General features: G+C 75.3%; 17 protein-coding genes and 1 pseudogene. 11 read left to right on the forward strand and 7 right to left on the reverse strand.

The window, feature by feature from the left end:
• Positions 1 to 154 precede the first annotated feature (154 nt).
• The 4 genes from ACFVFR_RS30115 to ACFVFR_RS30130 form a co-directional block, all read right to left on the reverse strand.
• Complete coding sequence (locus ACFVFR_RS30115) at positions 155 to 763, reverse strand: thioesterase family protein (RefSeq protein ID WP_383707469.1); 609 nt, start codon at positions 761 to 763, stop codon at positions 155 to 157.
• Positions 760 to 1,728, reverse strand: a complete 969-nt coding sequence (locus tag ACFVFR_RS30120; protein ID WP_383707471.1) for a 3-hydroxyacyl-CoA dehydrogenase NAD-binding domain-containing protein — start codon at positions 1,726 to 1,728, stop codon at positions 760 to 762. Before ACFVFR_RS30120 ends, ACFVFR_RS30115 begins: the two co-directional genes overlap by 4 nt.
• Positions 1,729 to 1,774: 46 nt before the next feature.
• Complete coding sequence (locus ACFVFR_RS30125) at positions 1,775 to 2,662, reverse strand: 3-keto-5-aminohexanoate cleavage protein (RefSeq protein WP_383707473.1); 888 nt, start codon at positions 2,660 to 2,662, stop codon at positions 1,775 to 1,777.
• A 254-nt stretch (positions 2,663 to 2,916) separates the two neighbouring features.
• Positions 2,917 to 3,861: a TetR family transcriptional regulator C-terminal domain-containing protein gene (locus tag ACFVFR_RS30130; protein ID WP_383707475.1), complete on the reverse strand. Its 945-nt coding sequence runs from the start codon at positions 3,859 to 3,861 to the stop codon at positions 2,917 to 2,919.
• 494 nt (positions 3,862 to 4,355) lie between these two features.
• Between ACFVFR_RS30130 and ACFVFR_RS30135 the strand changes: the two genes are divergently transcribed.
• The 6 genes from ACFVFR_RS30135 (at position 4,356) to ACFVFR_RS30160 (ending at position 11,377) form a co-directional block, all read left to right on the forward strand.
• Complete coding sequence (locus ACFVFR_RS30135) at positions 4,356 to 5,537, forward strand: Gfo/Idh/MocA family protein (protein WP_383707477.1); 1,182 nt, start codon at positions 4,356 to 4,358, stop codon at positions 5,535 to 5,537.
• 43 nt (positions 5,538 to 5,580) lie between these two features.
• Positions 5,581 to 6,774: a dihydrodipicolinate synthase family protein gene (locus ACFVFR_RS30140; RefSeq protein WP_383707479.1), complete on the forward strand. Its 1,194-nt coding sequence runs from the start codon at positions 5,581 to 5,583 to the stop codon at positions 6,772 to 6,774.
• Positions 6,771 to 7,649, forward strand: coding sequence for a sugar phosphate isomerase/epimerase family protein (locus ACFVFR_RS30145; protein WP_383707481.1), 879 nt, complete (start codon positions 6,771 to 6,773; stop codon positions 7,647 to 7,649). Before ACFVFR_RS30140 ends, ACFVFR_RS30145 begins: the two co-directional genes overlap by 4 nt.
• A gap of 330 nt (positions 7,650 to 7,979) precedes the next feature.
• Positions 7,980 to 9,626 (forward strand): DNA-3-methyladenine glycosylase 2 family protein, encoded by a 1,647-nt coding sequence (locus tag ACFVFR_RS30150; RefSeq protein WP_383707499.1) that lies wholly within the window; start codon positions 7,980 to 7,982, stop codon positions 9,624 to 9,626.
• 328 nt (positions 9,627 to 9,954) lie between these two features.
• Positions 9,955 to 10,674 (forward strand): 2OG-Fe(II) oxygenase, encoded by a 720-nt coding sequence (locus tag ACFVFR_RS30155; protein ID WP_383707483.1) that lies wholly within the window; start codon positions 9,955 to 9,957, stop codon positions 10,672 to 10,674.
• 4 nt (positions 10,675 to 10,678) lie between these two features.
• On the forward strand, positions 10,679 to 11,377 hold the full coding sequence (locus ACFVFR_RS30160; RefSeq protein ID WP_383707485.1) for a histone deacetylase: 699 nt from the start codon (positions 10,679 to 10,681) through the stop codon (positions 11,375 to 11,377).
• A gap of 243 nt (positions 11,378 to 11,620) precedes the next feature.
• Here the strand turns inward: ACFVFR_RS30160 and ACFVFR_RS30165 are convergent, their stop codons facing one another.
• The 3 genes from ACFVFR_RS30165 to ACFVFR_RS30175 form a co-directional block, all read right to left on the reverse strand.
• A complete protein-coding gene (locus ACFVFR_RS30165; protein ID WP_383707487.1) occupies positions 11,621 to 12,475 on the reverse strand; it encodes an alpha/beta fold hydrolase in 855 nt (284 codons plus the stop codon).
• A gap of 225 nt (positions 12,476 to 12,700) precedes the next feature.
• Positions 12,701 to 14,026 carry a 6-phospho-beta-glucosidase gene (locus ACFVFR_RS30170; protein ID WP_383707489.1) on the reverse strand — a complete coding sequence of 442 codons (1,326 nt, stop codon included), beginning with the start codon at positions 14,024 to 14,026 and terminating at the stop codon, positions 12,701 to 12,703.
• The gene (locus ACFVFR_RS30175; RefSeq protein WP_383707501.1) at positions 14,023 to 14,784 is read right to left on the reverse strand and encodes a DeoR/GlpR family DNA-binding transcription regulator; all 762 of its coding nucleotides are present in this window, start codon (positions 14,782 to 14,784) and stop codon (positions 14,023 to 14,025) included. Before ACFVFR_RS30175 ends, ACFVFR_RS30170 begins: the two co-directional genes overlap by 4 nt.
• Before the next feature lie 247 nt (positions 14,785 to 15,031).
• On the opposite strand from ACFVFR_RS30175, the gene ACFVFR_RS30180 reads away from it, so the two are divergent.
• The 5 genes and pseudogenes from ACFVFR_RS30180 to ACFVFR_RS30200 all read left to right on the forward strand — a co-directional run.
• Complete coding sequence (locus ACFVFR_RS30180) at positions 15,032 to 16,285, forward strand: carbohydrate kinase family protein (RefSeq protein ID WP_383707491.1); 1,254 nt, start codon at positions 15,032 to 15,034, stop codon at positions 16,283 to 16,285.
• A 74-nt stretch (positions 16,286 to 16,359) separates the two neighbouring features.
• Positions 16,360 to 17,799 (forward strand): extracellular solute-binding protein, encoded by a 1,440-nt coding sequence (locus tag ACFVFR_RS30185; protein WP_383707493.1) that lies wholly within the window; start codon positions 16,360 to 16,362, stop codon positions 17,797 to 17,799.
• Positions 17,800 to 17,948: 149 nt separating this feature from the next.
• Entirely contained in the window at positions 17,949 to 18,788 is an 840-nt protein-coding gene (locus tag ACFVFR_RS30190; RefSeq protein ID WP_383707503.1) for a carbohydrate ABC transporter permease, read from the forward strand.
• The gene (locus ACFVFR_RS30195) at positions 18,785 to 19,609 is read left to right on the forward strand and encodes a carbohydrate ABC transporter permease (RefSeq protein ID WP_383707495.1); all 825 of its coding nucleotides are present in this window, start codon (positions 18,785 to 18,787) and stop codon (positions 19,607 to 19,609) included. Before ACFVFR_RS30190 ends, ACFVFR_RS30195 begins: the two co-directional genes overlap by 4 nt.
• Before the next feature lie 370 nt (positions 19,610 to 19,979).
• Positions 19,980 to 20,328, forward strand: a pseudogene (locus tag ACFVFR_RS30200) (carbohydrate ABC transporter, N-acetylglucosamine/diacetylchitobiose-binding protein); the annotation flags it as partial.

Here is a 20,328-nt window from a genome sequence, read left to right on the forward strand (position 1 = left end):
AGTGACCCCGACAGCCGGGAAGTCCGAACGGCGGGAGGCCCGTACGACGGGGAGGCGCCTGGTCGCGGGCGCCGGCCCGGCGTGCCCGACGGGCGCCCGGCCCGGCGGTCTCCGACGCCGCACCGGCTCCGTGGCGTCGCGGCTGTCCGGGGGCTCAGCCCCCGACCGCCTCCACCGTCACGTCCGGGTCCACCGCCGCCTCCGGGTCCGCGCCCGAGGGCGTCGTCCGGTCCGGCCCGGCGTCGGCCGTCCGGTCGGTGACCACCGGCCGAATGCCGCGCCCCGCCCAGGGCGGGGGCGCCTCGGCGCGGGTCGCGAACGCGCGGCGGACGGGCTCGGGCAGCGGAGCGGAGCGCCCCGTGTGCTGGTCGACGTGGAGGGCGAAGAGCTCCTCCGTCGCCACGGGTTCCCCCGGGGGCTCCGCGTCGACGGGCTCGGCCGACGGCCCCGTCGGCCGAGCGGCGTACATCTCGTGGATGAGTCGCACCTTGCCGGATTCGACACCCAACAGGCGGGTGTGGACGGTGAGTTCGCTGTCCGCGCTCACCTCGCGGAGGTAGCGTACGTGCGCCTCGACGGTGTACAGCGAGCAGCCGGTGCGCTCGCGGTAGTCCGCGTCCAGGCCCACCGCGTCCATGAGCGCGTCGGTGGCGTGCCCGAAGACCAGGACGTAGTACGCCTCGCTGAGGTGCCCGTTGTAGTCGATCCACTCCGCGTGCACCGGCTCGCGGTGGGGCGGGAGTGCGGGCGGTGCCTCGCTCACGCGTCCGCACCGCCGCCCGAGCGGGGCAGCCGGCCGGTGGCCCGCAACACGTCGATGACGCCCTGGTCGCGCTCAGCCACCAGGTCGGCGTAGCCGCGGTCGCCCGCGGCCTCGGCGCAGCCCTCGATCATCGCCGACCGCAGCGCGTCGTCCAGTTCCGGCGCCTCCAGCCGGGTCCACGGCGCCTTGAGCGACGGCCCGAAGTGGTCGAGCATGTGCGCCATCCCGCCCTCGCCGCCCGCGAGGGCGAAGGTGAGGCAGGGGCCCATGAACGCCCAGCGCAACCCCGGGCCCTCGGTGATGGACGCGTCGATGTCGGCGACCGTCGCCTCGCCCTCGGCCACCATGTGCAACGCCTCGCGCCACAGGGCCTCCTGGAGCCGGTTGGCGATGAAACCGGGCAGCTCGCGCTCCATGGTGATCACGGACTTGCCCGCGACGGAGTAGAAGGCGGACGCCCAGTCCACCGCCCACCGCTCGGTCGCCTCCCCGCCCACGACCTCCACCAGGGGAATCAGGTAGGGCGGGTTGAACGGGTGCCCGACCACCAGCCGCCCCGGACGCGCCGCCGCGCCCTGCATGTCGGTCATCGGATAGCCCGAGGTGGACGACGCGACGACCACGTCGTCGGCGGTGGCCGCGTCGATGCGGGCCAGCAGGTCCCGCTTGAGCTCCAGCTTCTCCGGCGCGCTCTCCTGGACGAACTGCGCGCCGGCCACGGCCTCCTCCAGCGTGGCGGTCACGGTCAGCCGCGTCGGCGAGGCACCCTCGGCCAGCCCGATCCGCTCCAGCGCCGGCCAGGCCGCGTCGACCAGCCGGCGCAGCCGCTCCTCGGCGTCGGGAGCCGGGTCCCAGGCGCTGACGTCGTAGCCACGGGCCAGGAAGTGGGCCGCCCAGCCGCCGCCGATGACTCCGGCGCCGACACAGGCGACCCGACGGACGTGCTCGGGTGCGATGGGGGACATGACGTACTCCTCACGAGGGGGGATGGCGCGCCGGGTGGGGTGGGGGCTAGCCACGCGGGGTCAGGCCGAGTCGGGCACGGGCCTGGTCGGGGGTGGTCACGCGGGCGCCGAGCAGCTCGGTGATCTGGACGGCCCGCTCGACGAGCTGCCCGTTGGTGGCCTTCACACCCCGGCTCAGGTACAGGTTGTCCTCCAACCCGACCCGTACGTTGCCGCCCAGCAGGATCGACTGGGCCACCCACGGCATCTGCGTGCGGCCCAGGGCGAAGCTGGCCCACTGGGCGCCGGCGGGCAGCATGTTCACCATCGACGCCAGCACCCCGGTGTCGGCCGGCGCGCCCCACGGGATGCCCATGCACAACTGGAAGACCGTCGGGTCGTCGAGCAGCCCCTCGGCGTGCAACTGCTTGGCGAACCACAGCTGCCCGGTGTCGAAGATCTCCAACTCCGGCCGTACGCCCAGCTCCTGGATGCGCCTGGCGCCGGCGCGCAGCATGTCGGGCGTGGAGACGTAGAGGTTGCTGCCGTCGCCGAAGTTGAGCGACCCGCAGTCGAGGGTGCAGATGTCGGGCAGCAACTCCTCGACGTGCGGCAGCCGGTCCAGGCCGCTGACCAGGTCGGTGCCCGGCAGGTGGCGTAGTGGCCGCTCCGGGTCGATGACCAGGTCGCCGCCCATGCCGGCGGTCAGGTTGATGATGACGTCGGTGCCGGTCTCCCTGATCCGCTCGACGACCTCGGCGTACAGCCGCGTATCGCGCGAGGGCGCGCCGCTCTCGGGGTCGCGCACGTGGATGTGGACCACGGCGGCCCCCGCCTCGGCCGCCTCGACCGCGGACGCGGCGATCTGGCGCGGGGTGACCGGTACGTGTGGGCTGCGGCTGACAGTGTCGCCCGCGCCGGTCAGCGCGCAGGTGATGATGACCTCTTCGTTCACGGGGGTGTCCCTTCGCGGGTGGGGGGCGCGGCGCCGGGCAGGCGGGCGCCACGGCCGGACATGTGTCGGGATGTGGGGTCGGGTGTGCCGGGGGCGTGGCGGGTGGTGCCGCTCGCCGGGTGGGCTGTGCTGAGCGGGTGGTGCGCCCCGCGCGGGCCGGTACGCGCTGGGGCGGGCGTGGCTGGTGCGGGTGTGCGGGCTGGTGCGCGGCGCGGGCGGGGGCGCGGGGTCGGGGTGTCTGGTGCGCGCCGGGGTCAGGGCGCGGTGAGCGCGGTGTCGACGTACGCGGTCAGGACGGCGTGCATGTCGTCGGGCGTGGTGCTGTCCGGGGCGACGGCCAGCACCTGGGTGGCCAGCCCGTCGATGAGCGCGGCCAGCCGCAACGCGGCGCCGGCGGGGTCCAGGTCCGGGCGGAAGACGCCCTCGTCGCGCCCTCGTCGCAGCACGTCGGCGAGGGTGGCCCGCCACTGTCGGTAGAAGTCGGCGTGCAGCCGGCCGATCTCCGTCGAGCGCGCCGCCTCCGCCCACAGGTCGAGCCAGACCAGCCACTGTCGGCGTTGCCGCTCCGTACGCGGCGTCTGGAGCGCGATCAGTCGCAGCAGTTCCGTACGGGCGTCGGTGCCCTCACCCGCCCGGACGGCGCGGCGCGCGATGTCCTCGTCCATGCACCACCGCACGGCGGCTTCGAGGAGTTCGTCACGCCCCGGGTAGTGGTAGTGGATGGCGGCCGTGCTGGTGCCACAGGCGGTGGCGATGTCACTGACGCGGACGGCGTGGAAGCCCTGTTCGGCGATCAGCCGCACCGTCTCCCGCACGATCTGGAGGGGACGCCCCTCGGCCGGTGGGGTGGCGCGCGCCGGTCGTCCGGCGGCACGCTCGGCGACCGCCTCGCGTGCGGGCGTCCCGCCCGGGCCGCCGAGGAGCCAGCCGGGGTCGACGCCGCCGGCGTCCGCGATCCGCACCACCTCGGCGATGGTGAAGCGCCGGGTGCCGCCGAGCGAGCGGGACAGCTTGGACGGGTCCATGACGATGCGCCGGGCGAACTCCCGGCGACTGCACCCGAGGCCGTCGATCACCTCCGCGACGCGCGTCCGCACGGTGAGACCGTCGGCCGCGCTCACGGCCCCGGCCGAGGCGACGGCCGGCCCCGCGACCTCGGTCGCGGCAGGCCCTTCGCGGCGCGCTGGCTGTTCCTCCATGGCCGTTGACCGTAGCAGCGTGTTGAGATAGCCACAACATGGGAGGGTGCCCGACTGCTTCCATGTCCTGTCCTGTGGCTGAACTACGGGTGTTGCGTCTGACTGGCAGGTTAGTCAGTGATGAGATGGGTGGGGCGGTTCCACCGCCCCGCGACAGGCGCCTTCGGCGACCGTCCGCCGTCCCGCCGCGCCCTCGTCGGCCGCCCCGACCTCTGCCGACCCCCGACCCCGGCCCCCGCCCCCGTCCCCGACCCCTGCTCGGCTCCGCCCCGGGCCCGGCCCCCTCGCGCCCCGGCGCCCCGTGCCTCGCCTCCCGTGCGCCGCCGTACGCCCCGCGCACTGTCCCGATCCGATGCGGTACTCCCCGGCGCGGCGGGGCGTCAGTTACTGTGCGAGGGAAAGCGCTTGCTGTCGTGGGCGGGGCGCGGAGTGCCCGTAGCGGACGCGGTCCGTCGCCCCGAGGGGCCCGCGACGGGAGCCGGACAGGAGGACGGATGACCCCCGCGCAGTGCGAGCCCGACGCCGCCGGTCGGCGCACGGTACGGATCGCGATGAACGGCGTGACCGGACGCATGGGATACCGCCAGCACCTCGTACGCTCCCTGCTGGCCCTGCGCGAACAAGGCGGCCTGGACCTGGGGGACGGCACCACGCTCTGGCCGGAGCCGATCCTGGTCGGACGCTCCGAACCGTCGCTGCGCGCGCTGGCCGGGCGGCACGGCCTCGACCGGTGGACCACCCGGCTGGAGGAGGTGCTCGCCGACCCGAGCGTGGACGTCTACTTCGACGCGCAGCTCACCTCGGCCCGCGCGGACGCCCTGCGCCAGGCCATCGCCGCCGGCAAGCACGTCTACTGCGAGAAGCCCACGGCGGCCGGCCTCGCCGACGCCCTGGAGGTCGCCCGGCTCGCCGAGGCCGCCGGCGTCAAGCACGGCGTGGTGCAGGACAAGCTGTTCCTGCCCGGTCTGCGCAAGCTGCGCCGACTGCTGGAGGGCGGGTTCTTCGGCCGGGTCCTCTCGGTGCGTGGCGAGTTCGGCTACTGGGTCTTCGAAGGGGACTGGCAGGCGGCCCAACGGCCCTCGTGGAACTACCGCGCGGCGGACGGCGGCGGCATCGTCCGCGACATGTTCCCGCACTGGGAGTACGTCCTGCGTGAGCTGTTCGGCCCGGTGCGCACCGTGCAGGCGCAGGTCGCCACGCACCTGCCGCGCCGGGTGGACGAGCGCGGCCTGCCCTACGAGGCCACGGCGGACGACGCGGCGTACGGCCTCTTCCAGCTCGAAGGGGGCATCGTCGCGCAGATCAACTCCTCGTGGGCGGTCCGGGTGAACCGCCCCGAGCTCGTGGAGTTCCAGGTCGACGGGGTCGAGGGGTCGGCCGTGGCCGGGCTGCGCGGCTGCCGGGTCCAGCACCGTTCGCTGACCCCACGGCCCGTGTGGAACCCGGACGCGCCGACCACCGCGCCGTTTCGCGAGCAGTGGCAGGAGGTGCCGGACAACGAGGTGTTCGAGAACGGGTTCAAGGCCCAGTGGGAGCTCTTCCTGCGGCACGTCGCCCTGGACGACCCGTGGCGGTGGGACCTGCTGGCCGGCGCGCGCGGCGTGCAACTCGCCGAACTCGGCCTGCGCTCCTCGGCCGAGGGGCGCCGGCTGACCGTCCCGGAGCTCGAGCTGTGAGCGCGCACCCGGCGCCGGGCCCCCGTCCACCGCGAGGCACGCGGTGATCCGGCTGCCCGGACCCGACGGCGCCCCGCGCGCCTACGCCCCGCGCCAGGTGCCCGCGCCGGCCGTCGCCGCCCCGGGCCGGCCGGGGCGCGCGGGCGCCGCCGGAGGACGGGAGCGCCCGGCCCGGTCCGTGCTGGCCGCCGCCCACGTGGTCGCCGACCCGTACGCCACGGCGGCCGGCGCGCCGGCCGCCGTGGACTGGGACGCCACCCTGGCCTTCCGCCACCACCTGTGGTCACACGGCCTGGGCGTGGCCGAGGCCATGGACACGGCCCAACGCGGCATGGGCCTGGGCTGGGCCGAGGCCGCCGAGCTGATCCGTCGCTCCGCGGCCGAGGCCCGTTCCGTGGGCGGCGTGCTCGTCTGCGGCGTCGGAACCGACCACCTGAGCGGCCCGGCCCGCTCGCTGGGCGAGGTGGTGGCCGCGTACGAGGAACAGCTCGCGGTGGTCGAGGCGGCGGGTGCACGCGCCGTGCTCCTGGCCTCGCGCGCGCTGGCGGGGCTGGCCCGGGGCGCGGACGACTACCTGTGGGTGTACGAGCGGGTGTTGGCGCAGGTCGCCGAGCCGGTCATCCTGCACTGGCTGGGCCCGATGTTCGATCCGGCGCTCGACGGCTACTGGGGCAGCGCCGACCTCGACCGGGCCGGCACCACGTTCCTGGCGGTCGTCGACACCCACCCGGACCGGGTCGACGGCGTCAAGGTCTCGCTGCTCGACGCCGGGCGCGAGGTCGCGCTGCGCCGCCGGTTGCCGGCCGGCGTGCGCTGCTACACCGGCGACGACTTCCACTACCCGGAGCTGATCGCCGGCGACGACCATGGGCACAGCGACGCCCTGCTCGGCGTCTTCGACCCGCTGGCGCCGCTGGCGGCCGTCGCGGTGCGCGCCCTGGGCGCCGGACCCGCGGGACGCAAGCGCTTTCACGCGCTGCTGGACCCGACCGTCGAGCTGGCCCGCCACCTCTTCCAGCCGCCCACCCGCTACTACAAGACCGGCGTGGTACTGCTGGCCTGGCTCGCCGGACACCAGCGGCACTTCACGATGGTGGGCGGCCTCCAGTCGGCGCGCTCGCTGCCCCACCTCGCGCGGGCCTACCAACTCGCCGACGGTCTGGGCCTGTTCCCCGACCCCTCGCTCGCCGAGGCCCGCATGCGCCACCTGCTCGCCGTCCACGGAGTGGAGCCATGACCACACCACGCGTCGCCCGCACCGGACCCGGCGCCCACGCACGCCCGACCGGGCCGCACCGGCTGAGCCTCAACCAGCGGACGATCCGCCAGTGGTCGCTGCCCGAACTGGTCGCGGGGTGTCGCGCGGCGGGCGTACCGGGCGTGGGCCTGTGGCGCGAGCCGGTGCGCGCCCACGGCCTGGAGCGAGCGGCCCGACTGGTCCGCGACGCCGGACTCACCGTCACCAGCCTGTGTCGGGGCGGCTTCCTGACCGCGCCGGGGGCCGAGGAGCGCGCGGCGGCGCTCGCGGACAACCGGCTGGCCATCGACGAGGCGGCGACGCTCGGTACCGACACGCTGGTGCTGGTCGTCGGTGGGTTGCCGGACGGCAGCCGCGACCTGCCCGGCGCGCGGGAGCGGGTCGCCGACGCGCTGGCCGACCTCGCCCCGTACGCCGCCGAGCGCGGGGTGCGGCTGGCCGTCGAGCCGCTGCACCCCATGTACGCGGCGGACCGCTGCGTCGTCTCCACCCTGGCCCAGGCCCTCGACCTCGTCGAGCGTTTCCCCGCGCGTCACGTGGGCGTCGTCGTGGACACCTACCACCTGTGGTGGGACGACACGGTCGACGCCCAGATCGCCCGCGCGGGCCGCGCGGGCCGTATCGCCGCCTTCCAGCTCGCCGACTGGGTCACGCCCCTGCCCGCCGGCGTGCTGCTGGGTCGCGGACAACTGGGCGACGGCTGTGTGCCGTTGCGCCACTTCCGGCAGGTGGTGGACGCGGCCGGCTACCGGGGGCCGATCGAGGTGGAGATCTTCAACGCGGCGCTGTGGGAGCGGGCGGGCGCGGAGGTGCTGGCGGAGACGGTCGACCGGTACCGGTCCCACGTGCTCTGAGGCGACGCGGCCCGCACCGCTCGGCGGGCCGCGCCCCCACTCCCCCCGCCGCCCCCGAGACCCTGCCCCACCCGCCGGGCCGCGCCCCCCACACCCGGCGCCTACCTGAACCGGGCCCCCGCCCTCCCCGCCCTCCCCGCCCGGCCGCACCCCGCCCCGGCCCGCGTCCCGCACCCGGCCGCGCACCGCACCCCGACCGCCAGCCCCAGGCGCACCGGGCCACCAGGGTCTCCGCGCGCCTGGTGTCCAGCTCCGCCACCCGCGCCCGCGAGCGCGACGTCCGATTCCCGCCAGCCCGGGGCGCGGACGGCGCGCATAGTGGGAGGCGTGATGAACGAGGACAGCAGGTACGAGGCGGTGTGCAGCCGGGACGCGCGGTTCGACGGCCAGTTCTTCTTCGCCGTGACCACGACCGGCATCTACTGCCGCCCGAGCTGCCCCGCGATCACCCCCAAGCGGCAGAACGTGCGCTTCTTCCCGACGGCCGCCGCCGCCCAGGGCGGCGGCTTCCGGGCCTGCCGACGCTGCCGCCCCGACGCCGTGCCCGGCTCGGCCGAGTGGAACGCCCGTGCCGACGTCGTCGGCCGCGCCATGCGACTGATCGGTGACGGCGTCGTGGACCGGGAGGGCGTGGCCGGTCTCGCCGTACGCCTGGGGTACAGCGCCCGCCAGGTACAGCGCCAGCTCAACGCGGAACTGGGCGCGGGCCCGGTCGCCCTGGCCCGCGCCCAGCGCGCCCACACGGCCCGAGTCCTGCTCCAGACGACGCGGATGCAGGCGGCCGACATCGCCTTCGCGGCCGGCTTCGCCAGCGTGCGGCAGTTCAACGACACCATGCGCGAGATCTACGCCAGCACGCCGACCGCGCTGCGCGCCGCCCGCCCCGGCAGCACGGCGCGCTACGGCGCGGTGGCCAGCGAGGACGCCTGGCCCGACGCGAACGGGGTGGCCGACGCGCTGCGCGCCAGCGACCCCGGCCGGCGCACCGGCCCCACGACGCCGCCCGTCGGCCTCGCCGGACACGCCGTCGGCGCGGCGCCCGCCGGGCCGGTGCCCGGAGCGCCCCGGGGCGTCCCGCTGCGGCTGGCCTACCGGGGCGCGTACGCGGGCCGTGAGCTCTTCGACTACCTCCAGCGGTGGCACATCGACGGCGTCGAGGAGGTCACCGGCGCGCCCGGCGCGCGGGTCTACCGACGCACGCTGCGGCTGCCCGGCGGGGGCGGGATCGCGGAGGTCCGCGAGTCGGCCACCGACCAGGGGTGGCTGGAATGCCGGCTCCACCTGTGCGAGCTGCGCGACCTGACCACGGCCAGCCAGCGGATGCGGCGCCTGTTCGACCTGGACGCCGACCCGTACGCCGTGGCGGAGCGACTCGGCGGCTGCCCGCGGTTGGGCCCGCTGGTCGCCGCGCGCCCCGGACTGCGCGCGCCCGGCTCCGCCGACCCGCACGAACTCGCCCTGCGCGCCGTCCTCGGACAGGGCGCGCCACCGCACGCGGCGCGCCGGGCGGGCCAGGCGCTGGTCCTCGCGTACGGCCAGGAACTGGCCACGGCCAGCGGCGGGCTCACCCATCTGTTCCCCCGCGCCGCCGACCTGGCCGACGCCCCGTTGGCCGACCCGGGCCTGCCGCCGGGGCGGCGTGCCGCGCTGCGCGCGCTGGCCACCGCCCTGGCCGACGGCACCCTGGACCTGGACCCGGGGACCGACCGCGACGAGGCCGAGCGCAGGCTGCGCGCCCTGCCGGGCCTCGCCCCCGCGACCGCGCGCTACATCCGCATGCGTGCCCTGGGCGACCCCGACGTCCTGCTGACCGACGACCCGCCCCACGCCCCGGGCGCCCCCCAGGCCGACGCCCGCGTCGGCGGGGCGGCCGTGGACGCTGCGACGGGCGAGGCGGCGGAGTCCGCGCGCTGGCGCCCCTGGCGGTCGTACGCGACACACCACCTGTGGGCGGCACGGCGGTCCGCCCCCGCCTGATCGCCACCCCACCGCGACCGACCCACCCGGTCGGCGCGCCGGTCTCCGCCCGGGCCCGTGTCGCGTACCCGCCCGGGCGTGCCGTGGCCCGATCCCGTCGCCGCGTGTGATCACGCCGCCGACCTGCCCGTATGCTGCCCGGCCAACCCCCACCTTCCGGCGGCCGAGAAGCCGCGCCCGCCGCCGACCCCCGGAGCCCGCGCCGACCGAACGGCCTCGCGCCGGGCGAACGACCTCGCGCCCCCCGGGCCGGCACCGCGCGGCGCCCCGTCGGTCCCGCCGGCCGGCCGCCCCGACGACCGAAGCCCGCCCCACCTCCGGAGAACCCATGACCAGCACGCCGACCTCCACCGCCGCCGTCCATGACGCCGACTGGGACGCGCTCACCGACGAGATGAATGCCCACGGCAGCGCCCTGACGCCACGGCTGCTCGACCGCGAGCAGTGCCAGGATCTGGCGCGGATGTACGACGAGCCGCAGCGGTTCCGCTCGACCATCGACATGGGCCGCTACGGGTTCGGCTTCGGCCAGTACCGGTACTTCGACCACCCGATACCGGAGCCGATCACCGCGTTGCGCGAGGCGTTCTACCCGCACCTGCTGCGGATCGCCCAGGACTGGGCGTCCAAGCTGCGGCGGCCCGCCCCCTGGCCCGACACGCTCGACGGCTGGCTCGACGCGTGCCACGCGGCCGGCCAGACCAAGCCCACGCCCATCCTGCTGCGCTACGGCGCGGGCGGCTGGAACGCCCTGCACCGCGACCTGTACGGCGATCTCGTCTTCCCGCTCCAGGTGGTCATCGGCCTCGACGAGCCGGGCACCGACTACACCGGCGGCGAGTTCCTCCTGGTGGAACAGCGCGTGCGGGCCCAGTCCCGGGGCACGGCGCTGCCGCTGCCACAGGGACACGGACTAATCTTCACCACCCGCGACCGGCCGGTGCGCTCCACCCGTGGCTGGTCGACCGCCCCGATGCGGCACGGGGTGAGCCTGGTGCGTTCGGGTAGCCGCCACACGCTGGGTCTGGTCTTCCACGACGCGGCCTGATCTCATGACGCCGGTGAACATCACCCGACGACCGGCCCGCGCCGCCGGCCCCGCCCCCTCCCAGCACCTGTGGTACGTGGCCTACGGCTCCAACCTGCACGCCGCCCGGCTGGCCAGCTACCTCGACGGTGGCGTACCGCCGGGCGGCAGTGTGGTGCACCCCGGCTGTCGCGACCCCCGGCCGCCGGAGCGCAGCGTGCCCGTCATGCTGCCCGGCTGTCTCTACTTCGCCACCTACGCGCCCCTCTGGGACGGCGGCCGGGCCTTCTACGACCCGGACGCCGCGGGGGAGACCGCCGCCCGTGGCTACCTCATCACCCACGGCCAGTTCTCCGACATCGCGGCCCAGGAGATGTACCGCGAGCCCGGCGCCGACCTCGACCTGACCGAGGTACTCGCGGCCGGGCGGGCCAGCCTGGGACCCGGACGGTACGAGACGCTGGTCCACGCGGGCACGCTGGAGGGCCTGCCGCTGCTGACGTTCACCGCGCCGTGGCACGTCGACGACGTCCCGCCGCTCGCGCCCTCCGCGCCCTACCTGCGGCATCTGGCCGCCGGCCTGATGGAGGCGCACGGCTGGGACGCGGACCGCGCCGCCGACTACCTGGCGGGTTGCTCCGGCGCGGCCGGCCACTGGACGCGCCCGGACATCGTCGCCCTGCTCGCGGCCCCCGACCACGCCGACCACCGCCCCGTCTCCTAGCCGCGAGACGCCCCGCCCGCGCGCTCTGGCGGGGGGGCGACGGGGACGAGCCCCGCCCGCTCCCCGGGCGGGCGCGGCCCGCGCACCCTCCGTCGGCCGACCGCACGATCTCGGCCAACTCGCGCCTCCCGTGGGCGGGAACGGGCGGCCGTGCCGGAACAGACGGCTGCTCGCCCTCGGCTCGCCCGGTCACGGCCGGGCCCGGTGGCCGCGCGGCCCTCCTCGCGGGCCCGGCCGCTCGGGTCAGCGCGGCGCGTACGCGTGCGCGGCAGCCGTGATCGTCTCGGCGAGCGCGGCCGGCCGGGACAGGAAGGGGGAGTGGGAGGAGTCGAGCTCGGTGACCGTGGTGGGCGTCGTGGACACGGCGTCGATCTCGCGCACGAAGCGGCGTTGCAGCGCCACGGGGACGACGTTGTCCCGGAGACAGACCACGTACGCGCGCGGGACGGCGCCGTAGCGTCGCGCCGTGACGGTGATCCGCTCGCTGGGGATGCCCACCGGCCCGTCCGGGCTGAGCAGGGCTATCGCGGCCCGCGCCGTGGGCTCGTCGACGTCGTGGTAGAACGCCTCCCGCAGCTCCTCGATCCGGGCCGGCGCCCGCGTGTCGATGCGCACCGCGCCCACCACCGCCGGGTCGGCCACGACCAGGGGGGACACCTTCTCGCCCGCGTTCTCCAGGCTGGTGGTGTAGGAGGCCACCGACGCGCCGCCGGTCGGGGCGAAGGCGCAGACGTAGACCAGCCCGCCCACGAGTTCGGGGGCGCGTTCGGTGACGGCGGTGGCGACCACCCCGCCCATGCTGTGGGCCACCAGCAGACAGGGCCGGCCGGCGCCGATCGCGCGGAGCTGGTCGACCAGGACGGCCGCCGCGGAGGAGGCGGTGACACCCGCCACGGGGGAGGGCTCGGTGGCGAACGCGCCGGCGTCGAACGGCCGTGCCGCGTGGCTGCGCGGTACGGCGCCACGCAGCCCGTGTCCGTCGAGGTCGACCGCGACCGAGCGCACCCCGCGCGCGGCCAACCGCTCGACCACCGGGGTCCAGCACCAACCGCCGTGCCAGAAGCCGTGTACCAGGACGACGGGCAGGGGACCGGGCATGTGCGCCTCTCACGTTCGGGGAGTTCGAAGGGTTCGACAGACCCGACGGATACGACAGACCTGGCGAGTCCGACGGGACCGGGGGGTGCCACGTCGACGGGGCCCGGGTTTCCCGGGGCGCGGGGGCAGGGCTCGGCCGGCGCGGTCGGTGTCCGCGAGGCCACGGCCGGATCCCACGCCGGCGGCGGGCCCGGCCCGCACGCCGTCCCGCCGGCGCGCCGCGCCTCACACCCCGGCCTCCACGGCCTGGAGCACTCGGCGGGCCACGTTGACCGAGTCCACCAGGGGGTGCAGGGACATGGCGCGCAGCGCCGCCCGGTGCGAACCGCTCGCCGCCGCCTCGATCGTCGCGCGCTCCACCTCCTTGAGGGTGAGCATCAGGCCGAGCTGGCCGGGGGCGACCGGGCCGACGGCCAGCGGGTGGGCGCCGTTGGCGTCGACGGCGCAGGGCACCTCCACGACCGCCTCCGCGTCCAGGCCGGGGACGGCCGTGCGGTTGCGCACGTTGAGGATGAGCGTGGTGCGCTCGCCTCGGGCGATGGCCCGCATGACGGCCAGGGCGACCCGGTCGTAGCCGCCGCCCTCCAGGTCGCACGCGTCGCGCCGCCAACCGCCGGTGGCCTCCCGGCTCTCGGCCAGGTACGTCTCCTCGCGCTCCAGCCGGGTGCGTTCCCAGGCCGCCAGCGCCCCGCCGGGCCCGGCGGGGGTCCGCTCGTAGAACGCGGCCTGCTGGCCGCGCAGGAACTCGCCCCGGGTCCGCGGCGCGTCCCGGATCGCGGCGACCGACTCCCGGTTGAAGTAGTAGTAGTGCAGGTACTCGTTGGGCAGCGCGCCCAACGTCTGGAGCCAGTCGGCCCCGAAGAGCTTGCCCTCCTCGAAGGAGGTCAACGCCGCCTCGTCCGCCAGGAGGTCGGGCAGCACGTCGCGCCCCTCCAGGGTGATCCCGCGCAGCCAGCCGAGGTGGTTGAGCCCGACGTAGTCGTAGCTCGCGCGGTCCGGGTCGGCGCCCAGGGCCCGTGCCGCGCGGCGGCACAGGCCCACCGGGGAGTCGCAGATGCCGATCACCCGGTCGCCCAGGACGCGCTGCATGGCCTCGGTGACCATGCCGGCCGGGTTGGTGAAGTTGATGACCCAGGCGTCGGGCGCCAGCGCCGCCACGCGCTCGGCGATCCGCACCGCCACCGGCAGCGTGCGCAGCCCGTAGAGCACGCCGCCCGCGCCGACGGTCTCCTGCCCGAGCACGCCCTCGGACAACGGGACCCGTTCGTCCTGGGCCCGACCGGCCAGGCCCCCGACGCGGATGGCGGAGAAGACGAAGTCGGCCCCGCGCAGCGCCTCGTCCAGGTCGGTGGTCACCCGCACGGCCGGCGCGTCCGCGCGCCCCGCGGCCTGCTCGGCGAGCACGGCGGCGATCGCGTCCAACCGCCGCCGCTCGGTGTCGTGCAGCACGACCTCCGTACAACGCCCGGCGGCGGCGCCCTGGTCATCCATCAGCGCCCGGTAGACCAGCGGCATCCGGAATCCGCCGCCGCCCAGCACGGTCAGCCTCATACGGTCAGTACCTCCACATCGGCCTCGCGGAACACGGCGAGCGTCGCCGGGTCCGAGGTGTCGTTGGTGATCAGCGTGTCGATGTCGTGGGGCCCGCACACGCGCGCCAGCCCGGTCGCGCCGGGGAACTTGTCCACCGTGGCCAGGAGCACCACCTGGTGGGCGGCGGCCAGCATGGCCCGCTTGACCGGCACCTCGACCTCCGTGCTGTCGAGCACGCCGCCGTCGGGCAGGACGCCGCTGGCGCCGAGGAAGAGCCGGCCGACGTGGAGTTGGCGCAGGCTGGACTCGGTCAGGAAGCCGACCAGGGAGCGGTAGTTGCGCCGCACCTGCCCGCCGAGCAGGACCAGTGTCACCGACGGGTCCTCGCGCAGCTCGTCGAAGACCGCCAGGCTGCTGGTCACCACGGTCACCTCGCGGCCCCTGAGCCGCTTGGCGAGCTGGAGCGTGGTGGTGCCGATGTCCAGGAGCAGCACGTCGCCGTCCGCGACGAGGTCGGCCGCGCGGCCCGCCACGGCGGCCTTGTCGGCCAGGTCGGCGACCGCCACCTCCGCGAAGGGGCGCTCGCCGCCGGAACGTTCGCTGGCCACCGCCCCGCCGTAGACCCGGGTGAGACAGCCGGCCCGGCCCAGCGCGTCCAGGTCGCGGCGGGCGGTCGCCTCGCTGACCGCCAGACGCTCGGCGATCTCCCGCACCGGGAGGACGCCCTCCGCGCCGAGGAGGCTCAGCAGCTTCTCGTGGCGGGCCTTTCGCAGCATGCTCGCAACGTACTGCATGCGAGCGAGTCTGCGCGAGTGTGAAGGAACTCTTGCAAAACCAACGCGTTGCGGTGCAAGGTTTCCGTCACGTGACGTGGTGGGCACGCCGGGTTGACGACGCCGTGGCAGACGGTCGTACCGACGCGCCGCCCGCACATCCCAGACAGCGGGACCCTCGCCCACGCGCGGCGCCCGCTGCCTGCCGCATGCCGTCGTGGACGCCGTACGGAACAGGAGGGCGCGCCGGATGAGTGCCGCCAAGGACCCCCACGCCAAGGACGACGCAGCCCGGGACGCCCGCCCCCGGGGTGGTCCGTGGACCCGTCAGGACGCCGGCGCCGCCGGTGCCTCCTTAGCCGATTCCGATCCCGATCCCGAACGCGGGGCGGAGCGCCCGACGGACGCGCACTGTCGCGCCGTACCCGTCGATCCGCTCGCGGCCGTGCGTGGCCCCGACGACCCCGCCTACGACGTGTACCTGACCGGTACCGTCTTCCTCGACATCGTTCTCACCGGTCTCGACCACGCCCCGGTGCGCGGCACCGAGTCCTGGGCCCGGGGAATGGGCCAGAGCCCCGGCGGCATCGCCAACATGGCCGCCGCGGTGGCCAGACTCGGCCTGCGCACCACACTGGCCGCCGCCTTCGGCACCGACATCTACGGCGACTACTGCTGGGACAGCCTCGCCGACGGCGAGGGCGTGGACCTGGCCGCCTCGCGCCGGGTACCCGGCTGGCACTCGCCGGTCACCGTCTCCATGGCGTACGAGGGCGAGCGCACCATGGTCACCCACGAACACCCCGCCCCGCCCGCCACCGACCGGTCGCTGCCGGGCTCGCGCGCCTGCGTCACCGCCTTCGAACCCGGCCGGGCCGAGGAGTGGGTACGCGAGGCACACGCCCGTGGCAGCCACGTCTACGCCGACGTCGGCTGGGACGAGAGCGGCCGATGGGACCCCGCGGCCCTGCCCGACCTGCCCTACTGCCACGCCTTCCTGCCCAACGCGACCGAGGCCCAGCGCTACACCCGCACCGACAGTCCCGAGCGCGCCGTGCGCGCCCTGGCGGACCTGGTGCCCATCGCCGTGGTGACCAAGGGGCCCGGCGGCGCGGTGGCGGTGGACTCGCTCACCGGCGAGTACGCGGACGTGCCCGGACTGCCCGTCGACGCGCTCGACCCGACGGGCGCCGGCGACGTGTTCGTCGCCGGCTTCATGACCGGCACCCTGGCCGGCTGGCCGCTCGCCGACCGACTCGCCTTCGCCAACCTCACCGCCGGCCTGTCCGTGCAGCACTTCGGCGGCTCGCTGTCCGCCCCCGGCTGGCCGGAGGTCGCCGCCTGGTGGGCGTGGGCCAGCGGGCAGCCCGCCGACTCCGGCGCGGGCCGCGTCGACGCGGAGACCGTGCGCCGCTACCGCTTCCTCGACAAGCTGCTGCCCACCGGCATGCGGGACTGGCCCAGGCTGCGGGCCCTGCCCACCATCGGCTTCCGCGGCGCGTGAGCGCGCGCGGCGGGCCCGCCACCGCCCGCCCGGCCCCCGACGCACGCGCGCCGACCCCGACGAAGGAGACCCCGATGCCGAACCGAGCGGCGCGAGCGCGCCACCCCCGTGGCACGGCCACCGCGCTGGCACTCAGCGCCCTGGCGCTGCTCGTCACCGGCTGCGTACCCGGCACGGACGGCTCGGCCGCGCGCGGCGGGACGGCGGGCGAGGTCACCGCCATCCCCGACCCGGCACGGGCCGGCGAGGTCACCCTGACCGTGTGGGACCAGGAGATCCGTGGCGGCACCAACGCCGAGGTGGAGCAGCTCAACAAGGAGTTCCAGCGCGCCTACCCCAACGTGCGGATCAAGCGGGTGGCGCGCGGCTTCACCGACCTGAAGGCCACCCTGAAGCTGGCCGTCTCCGGCAACAACCCACCCGACGTCGTCCAGGCCAACCAGGGCTACCCGGACATGGTCGCCTTCGTCCGGGCCGGACTGCTGGCCCCGCTCGACACCTACGCGGGCATCTACGACTGGAACACCCGCTACCCGACCACCCTGCTCAACCACAACCGGGTCTCGGCCGACGGCCGCCACTTCGGCACCGGGCGGCTCTACGGCATCTCCCAGACCGGCGAGTTCGTCGGCCTCTACTACAACAAGGAACTCCTGGCGCGCAGCGGTCTTCGACCACCGGGGACCTGGACCGAGTTCACCGACGGCCTCGCCCGCCTCAAGGCCGACGGCCGCCTGCCCATCCAGTTCGGCAACCTGGACAAGTACCCGGCCATCCACACCTTCGGCGTCCTCCAGGGCCGGTCGGCCGCCGCCTCCGTACGCGACCTGGTCTTCGGCCGCGCCGGGCGCTTCGACACCCGGCGTACCCGGGACGCGGCGGCCACCCTGGCCAGCTGGCACCGGCGCGGCTACCTGCCCCAGGGCGCCAACGGCCTCGGCTACGACGACGCCGCCAAGAAGTTCGCCGCGGGCGACGGCGCGTACCTGATCACCGGGACCTGGCAACTGGCCGACCTCAAGAAGGCCATGGGCGACAAGCTCGGCCTCATCCTCCCGCCACCGGTCACCGCCGGCGGGCCCCCGGTCTCCACCGGCGGCCAGGGGCTGGCCTGGTCCATCACCTCCCGCAGCCGACACCCCGAGGTCGCCGCCGCCTACCTGGACTTCCTCACCAGCCAACACGCCGCCGACGTGATGACCCGGCACGGCGTGCTGCCCGCCGTGCCCGGACCAGCCGCCGCCAGGGTGCCGCGCGCCAGCGTGGACGGTCAGATGGTGGAGGGCTGGCGCCGACTGGGCGAGGCCGACGGCCTGGTGCCCTACCTCGACTACGCCACACCCACCTTCTACGACACCCTCTCCGAGGGCCTCCAGGGCGTCATCGGCGGCACCCGGTCACCCGAACGCTTCGCGTCCACCGCCCAGCGCGACTACGGCGCCTTCACGGACCGGCAACGCCGCGACGACCAGGCCGCCAGCGCCCGGCCAGGCACCCGGGGAGACGGCCGGTGAAGGGCGCGCGACGTCAGTCGCCCCACCCCCGGCCGCGCCGGGCCACCGAGGACCGGGGCCCTGGGGACGCACCCGCGCGCCGCGTCCCCCGCGCCCTCCTCGACCGCTACCGACGACGCGCCCCGGGCGAGCCGCGCGCCGTCGGCTACCTGTACGTCCTGCCCGCGCTCGCGCTCTACGGGGCCCTGCTGCTGTTCCCCTTCGGCCAGTCGGTGTGGCTGTCCCTGCTGCACTGGGACGGCCTGACCGCCGCCACCTGGGCCGGCGACGACAACTACCGTGCCCTGCTGACCGACCCCGGCCTGCGGGCCCCGTTCGCGCACGCGCTGGTGCTGCTCGTCTTCTACTCGGCGCTGCCGGTGGCCATCGGCCTGCTGCTGGCCGCGCTGCTCTCGCGGGCCAGGGTGCGCGGGATGACCTTCTTCCGCACCGTGCTCTTCCTGCCCCAGGTGCTCGCGCTGGTGGTCGTCGGCGTCACCTGGCGCTCGATCCTGGCTCCCGACGGACTGCTCAACGACACGCTGGAGGCCGTGGGCCTGGGCGCCCTGGCCCGTCCCTGGCTCGGCGACTACGACTGGGCGCTGCCGGCCGTCGGCGTCGTCGGCACCTGGGTCGGCACCGGGCTGTGCATGGTGCTCTTCCTGGCCGGCGTCCCACGCATCCCGCGCGAGCTGTACGAGGCGGCGCGGCTGGACGGCGCCGGGCCGCTGCGCGAGTTCCTCGCCGTCACACTGCCGGGCCTTCGACCCCAGATCGCCGTCGCCCTCACCCTGACCATCGTGGCCGGGCTGCGGAACTTCGACCTCATCTACATCACCACCAGCGGCGGGCCCGGCAACGCCACCTCCGTCCCGGCGTACGAGGTCTACCACCGGGCGTTCGAGACCAACCAGGTCGGCTCCGCCGCCGCCATCGGCGTGGCGCTGACCGTGTTGATCTTCGTACTCACCGTCGGCATCTCCCGGCTCGTGGAAGGGCGGCGCCCGTGATCTCGCGTACGGAACGCACCGTGACCTACGCCGTCCTCGCCCTGTTCACCGTCCTGTCGCTGACCCCGGTGCTCGGCATCCTCGCCACCGCCCTGGGCTCGCGGTCCTCGCTGAGCACCGGCTTCTCGCTGCCCGCCGACGGGCTGCACTGGAGCAACTTCGCGGACGCCTGGAGCCGTGGCCACTTCGGTACCTACCTGCGTAACTCGGCGCTGGTCACGCTGGCCGTGGTCGCCATCGCCACGGTCTTCTCGGTGCTCGCCGGCTACGCCTTCGGAGTGATGCGCTTCCCCGGCTCGACGGTGCTCTTCTACCTGTTCGTCCTCGGCCTCGCGCTGCCCCAGGAGGCGCTGGTCGTGCCGCTCTACTTCGATCTGCGCCACCTGGGACTGACCGACACCTACTGGGGGCTGATCCTGCCGCAGGCCGCCCAGTCGCTGGCGTTCGGCGTGTTCTGGATGCGCACGTACTTCCGTGGCAGCGCCCGCGCGGTGATCGAGGCGGCCCGTGTCGACGGCGCGAACAGCTGGACCACACTGTGGCGCATCCTGGTGCCCATGGGCCGCCCGGCCATCTCCACCCTGGTCGTCATCGTCTTCATGTGGACCTGGAACGAGTTCCTGATGGCGCTGGTCATGGTCAGCGACGAGGCGTACCGCACCGTCCCGCTCGGCCTGGCCTTCTTCCAGGGACAGCACAGCGCGGAGACCTCCCTGCTGGCCGCCGCCGCTGTCCTGATCGCGCTGCCCGTGGTGATCGTGTACGTGGCGCTCCAGCGCCACTTCATCGCGGGCATGCTCAGCGGCGCCGTCAAGGAGTGACCCCGCGCGGGTACCACCCGCGCGGCGCCACGCGCCACGCCCACGGGTGCTCGCGTGCGGGAGGGGCCCGCGCGGCGGGGGAGCGGGGCGCGTGAGGCGCCGGCCATGCGGCCGAACCAGCGAGATCTACGGGGCGTCGCCGCTCGGTGCCGCCGATCGGGGTGTACGAGGGTGATCATCGCACCATGTGGATGGCGCGAGGATCGGACGGCGCTCCCCGGCCCCGGGGCGCGGCCCCGCGCGCGGCGAGCGCCCGCGCGAGCGGGCCGGGGTCGGCCGCGCACGCCCACGGGCCCGCCCGTGACGCGGCCGGCCGTCACGATCTCCACCTCCACGCCGCGACACTCCCGACGAAGGCGAGCGTGTGAGCATGACATCCAGCGAGGTGGGACGACGCGCCCTCATCCAGCACGCCACCGTGGCCGGTCTCCTCGCCGTGCCCCCGTTGGCCGCCCTCAGCGCGTGCGCGACCAGCGGCGGCGGGGGCACCCAGCAGGTGGCCGAGGGTCGGAAGTCGGCGAAGAATCCGCTGGCGGTCAACGAGAGCGCGGGACTTGACGTCGTCATCTTCGACGGCGGTTTTGGCGATGAATACGCGAAGGCCGCTCAGGCTGAGTACGTGAAGGCGTATCCGGAGACTGAGGGAAAGATCAAGCATGCGGCGACGCAGAAGATTCAGGCGAAGTTGGCGCCGCGGTTCAACGGGGGGACGCCGCCGG

This window comes from Streptomyces sp. NPDC057702 (assembly GCF_042799315.1).
Classification (GTDB): domain Bacteria; phylum Actinomycetota; class Actinomycetes; order Streptomycetales; family Streptomycetaceae; genus Streptomyces.

Excerpts from the sequence above, each read along its gene's own strand:
- ACFVFR_RS30120 (WP_383707471.1), bottom strand. The coding sequence starts at position 1,728 with ATGTCCCCCATCGCACCCGAGCACGTCCGTCGGGTCGCCTGTGTCGGC.
- ACFVFR_RS30160 (WP_383707485.1), top strand. The coding sequence starts at position 10,679 with ATGACGCCGGTGAACATCACCCGACGACCGGCCCGCGCCGCCGGCCCC.
- ACFVFR_RS30170 (WP_383707489.1), bottom strand. The coding sequence starts at position 14,026 with ATGAGGCTGACCGTGCTGGGCGGCGGCGGATTCCGGATGCCGCTGGTC.
- ACFVFR_RS30130 (WP_383707475.1), bottom strand. The coding sequence starts at position 3,861 with ATGGAGGAACAGCCAGCGCGCCGCGAAGGGCCTGCCGCGACCGAGGTC.
- ACFVFR_RS30180 (WP_383707491.1), top strand. The coding sequence starts at position 15,032 with ATGAGTGCCGCCAAGGACCCCCACGCCAAGGACGACGCAGCCCGGGAC.
- ACFVFR_RS30145 (WP_383707481.1), top strand. The coding sequence starts at position 6,771 with ATGACCACACCACGCGTCGCCCGCACCGGACCCGGCGCCCACGCACGC.
- ACFVFR_RS30165 (WP_383707487.1), bottom strand. The coding sequence starts at position 12,475 with ATGCCCGGTCCCCTGCCCGTCGTCCTGGTACACGGCTTCTGGCACGGC.
- ACFVFR_RS30155 (WP_383707483.1), top strand. The coding sequence starts at position 9,955 with ATGACCAGCACGCCGACCTCCACCGCCGCCGTCCATGACGCCGACTGG.
- ACFVFR_RS30185 (WP_383707493.1), top strand. The coding sequence starts at position 16,360 with ATGCCGAACCGAGCGGCGCGAGCGCGCCACCCCCGTGGCACGGCCACC.
- ACFVFR_RS30175 (WP_383707501.1), bottom strand. The coding sequence starts at position 14,784 with ATGCTGCGAAAGGCCCGCCACGAGAAGCTGCTGAGCCTCCTCGGCGCG.
- ACFVFR_RS30150 (WP_383707499.1), top strand. The coding sequence starts at position 7,980 with ATGAACGAGGACAGCAGGTACGAGGCGGTGTGCAGCCGGGACGCGCGG.
- ACFVFR_RS30135 (WP_383707477.1), top strand. The coding sequence starts at position 4,356 with ATGACCCCCGCGCAGTGCGAGCCCGACGCCGCCGGTCGGCGCACGGTA.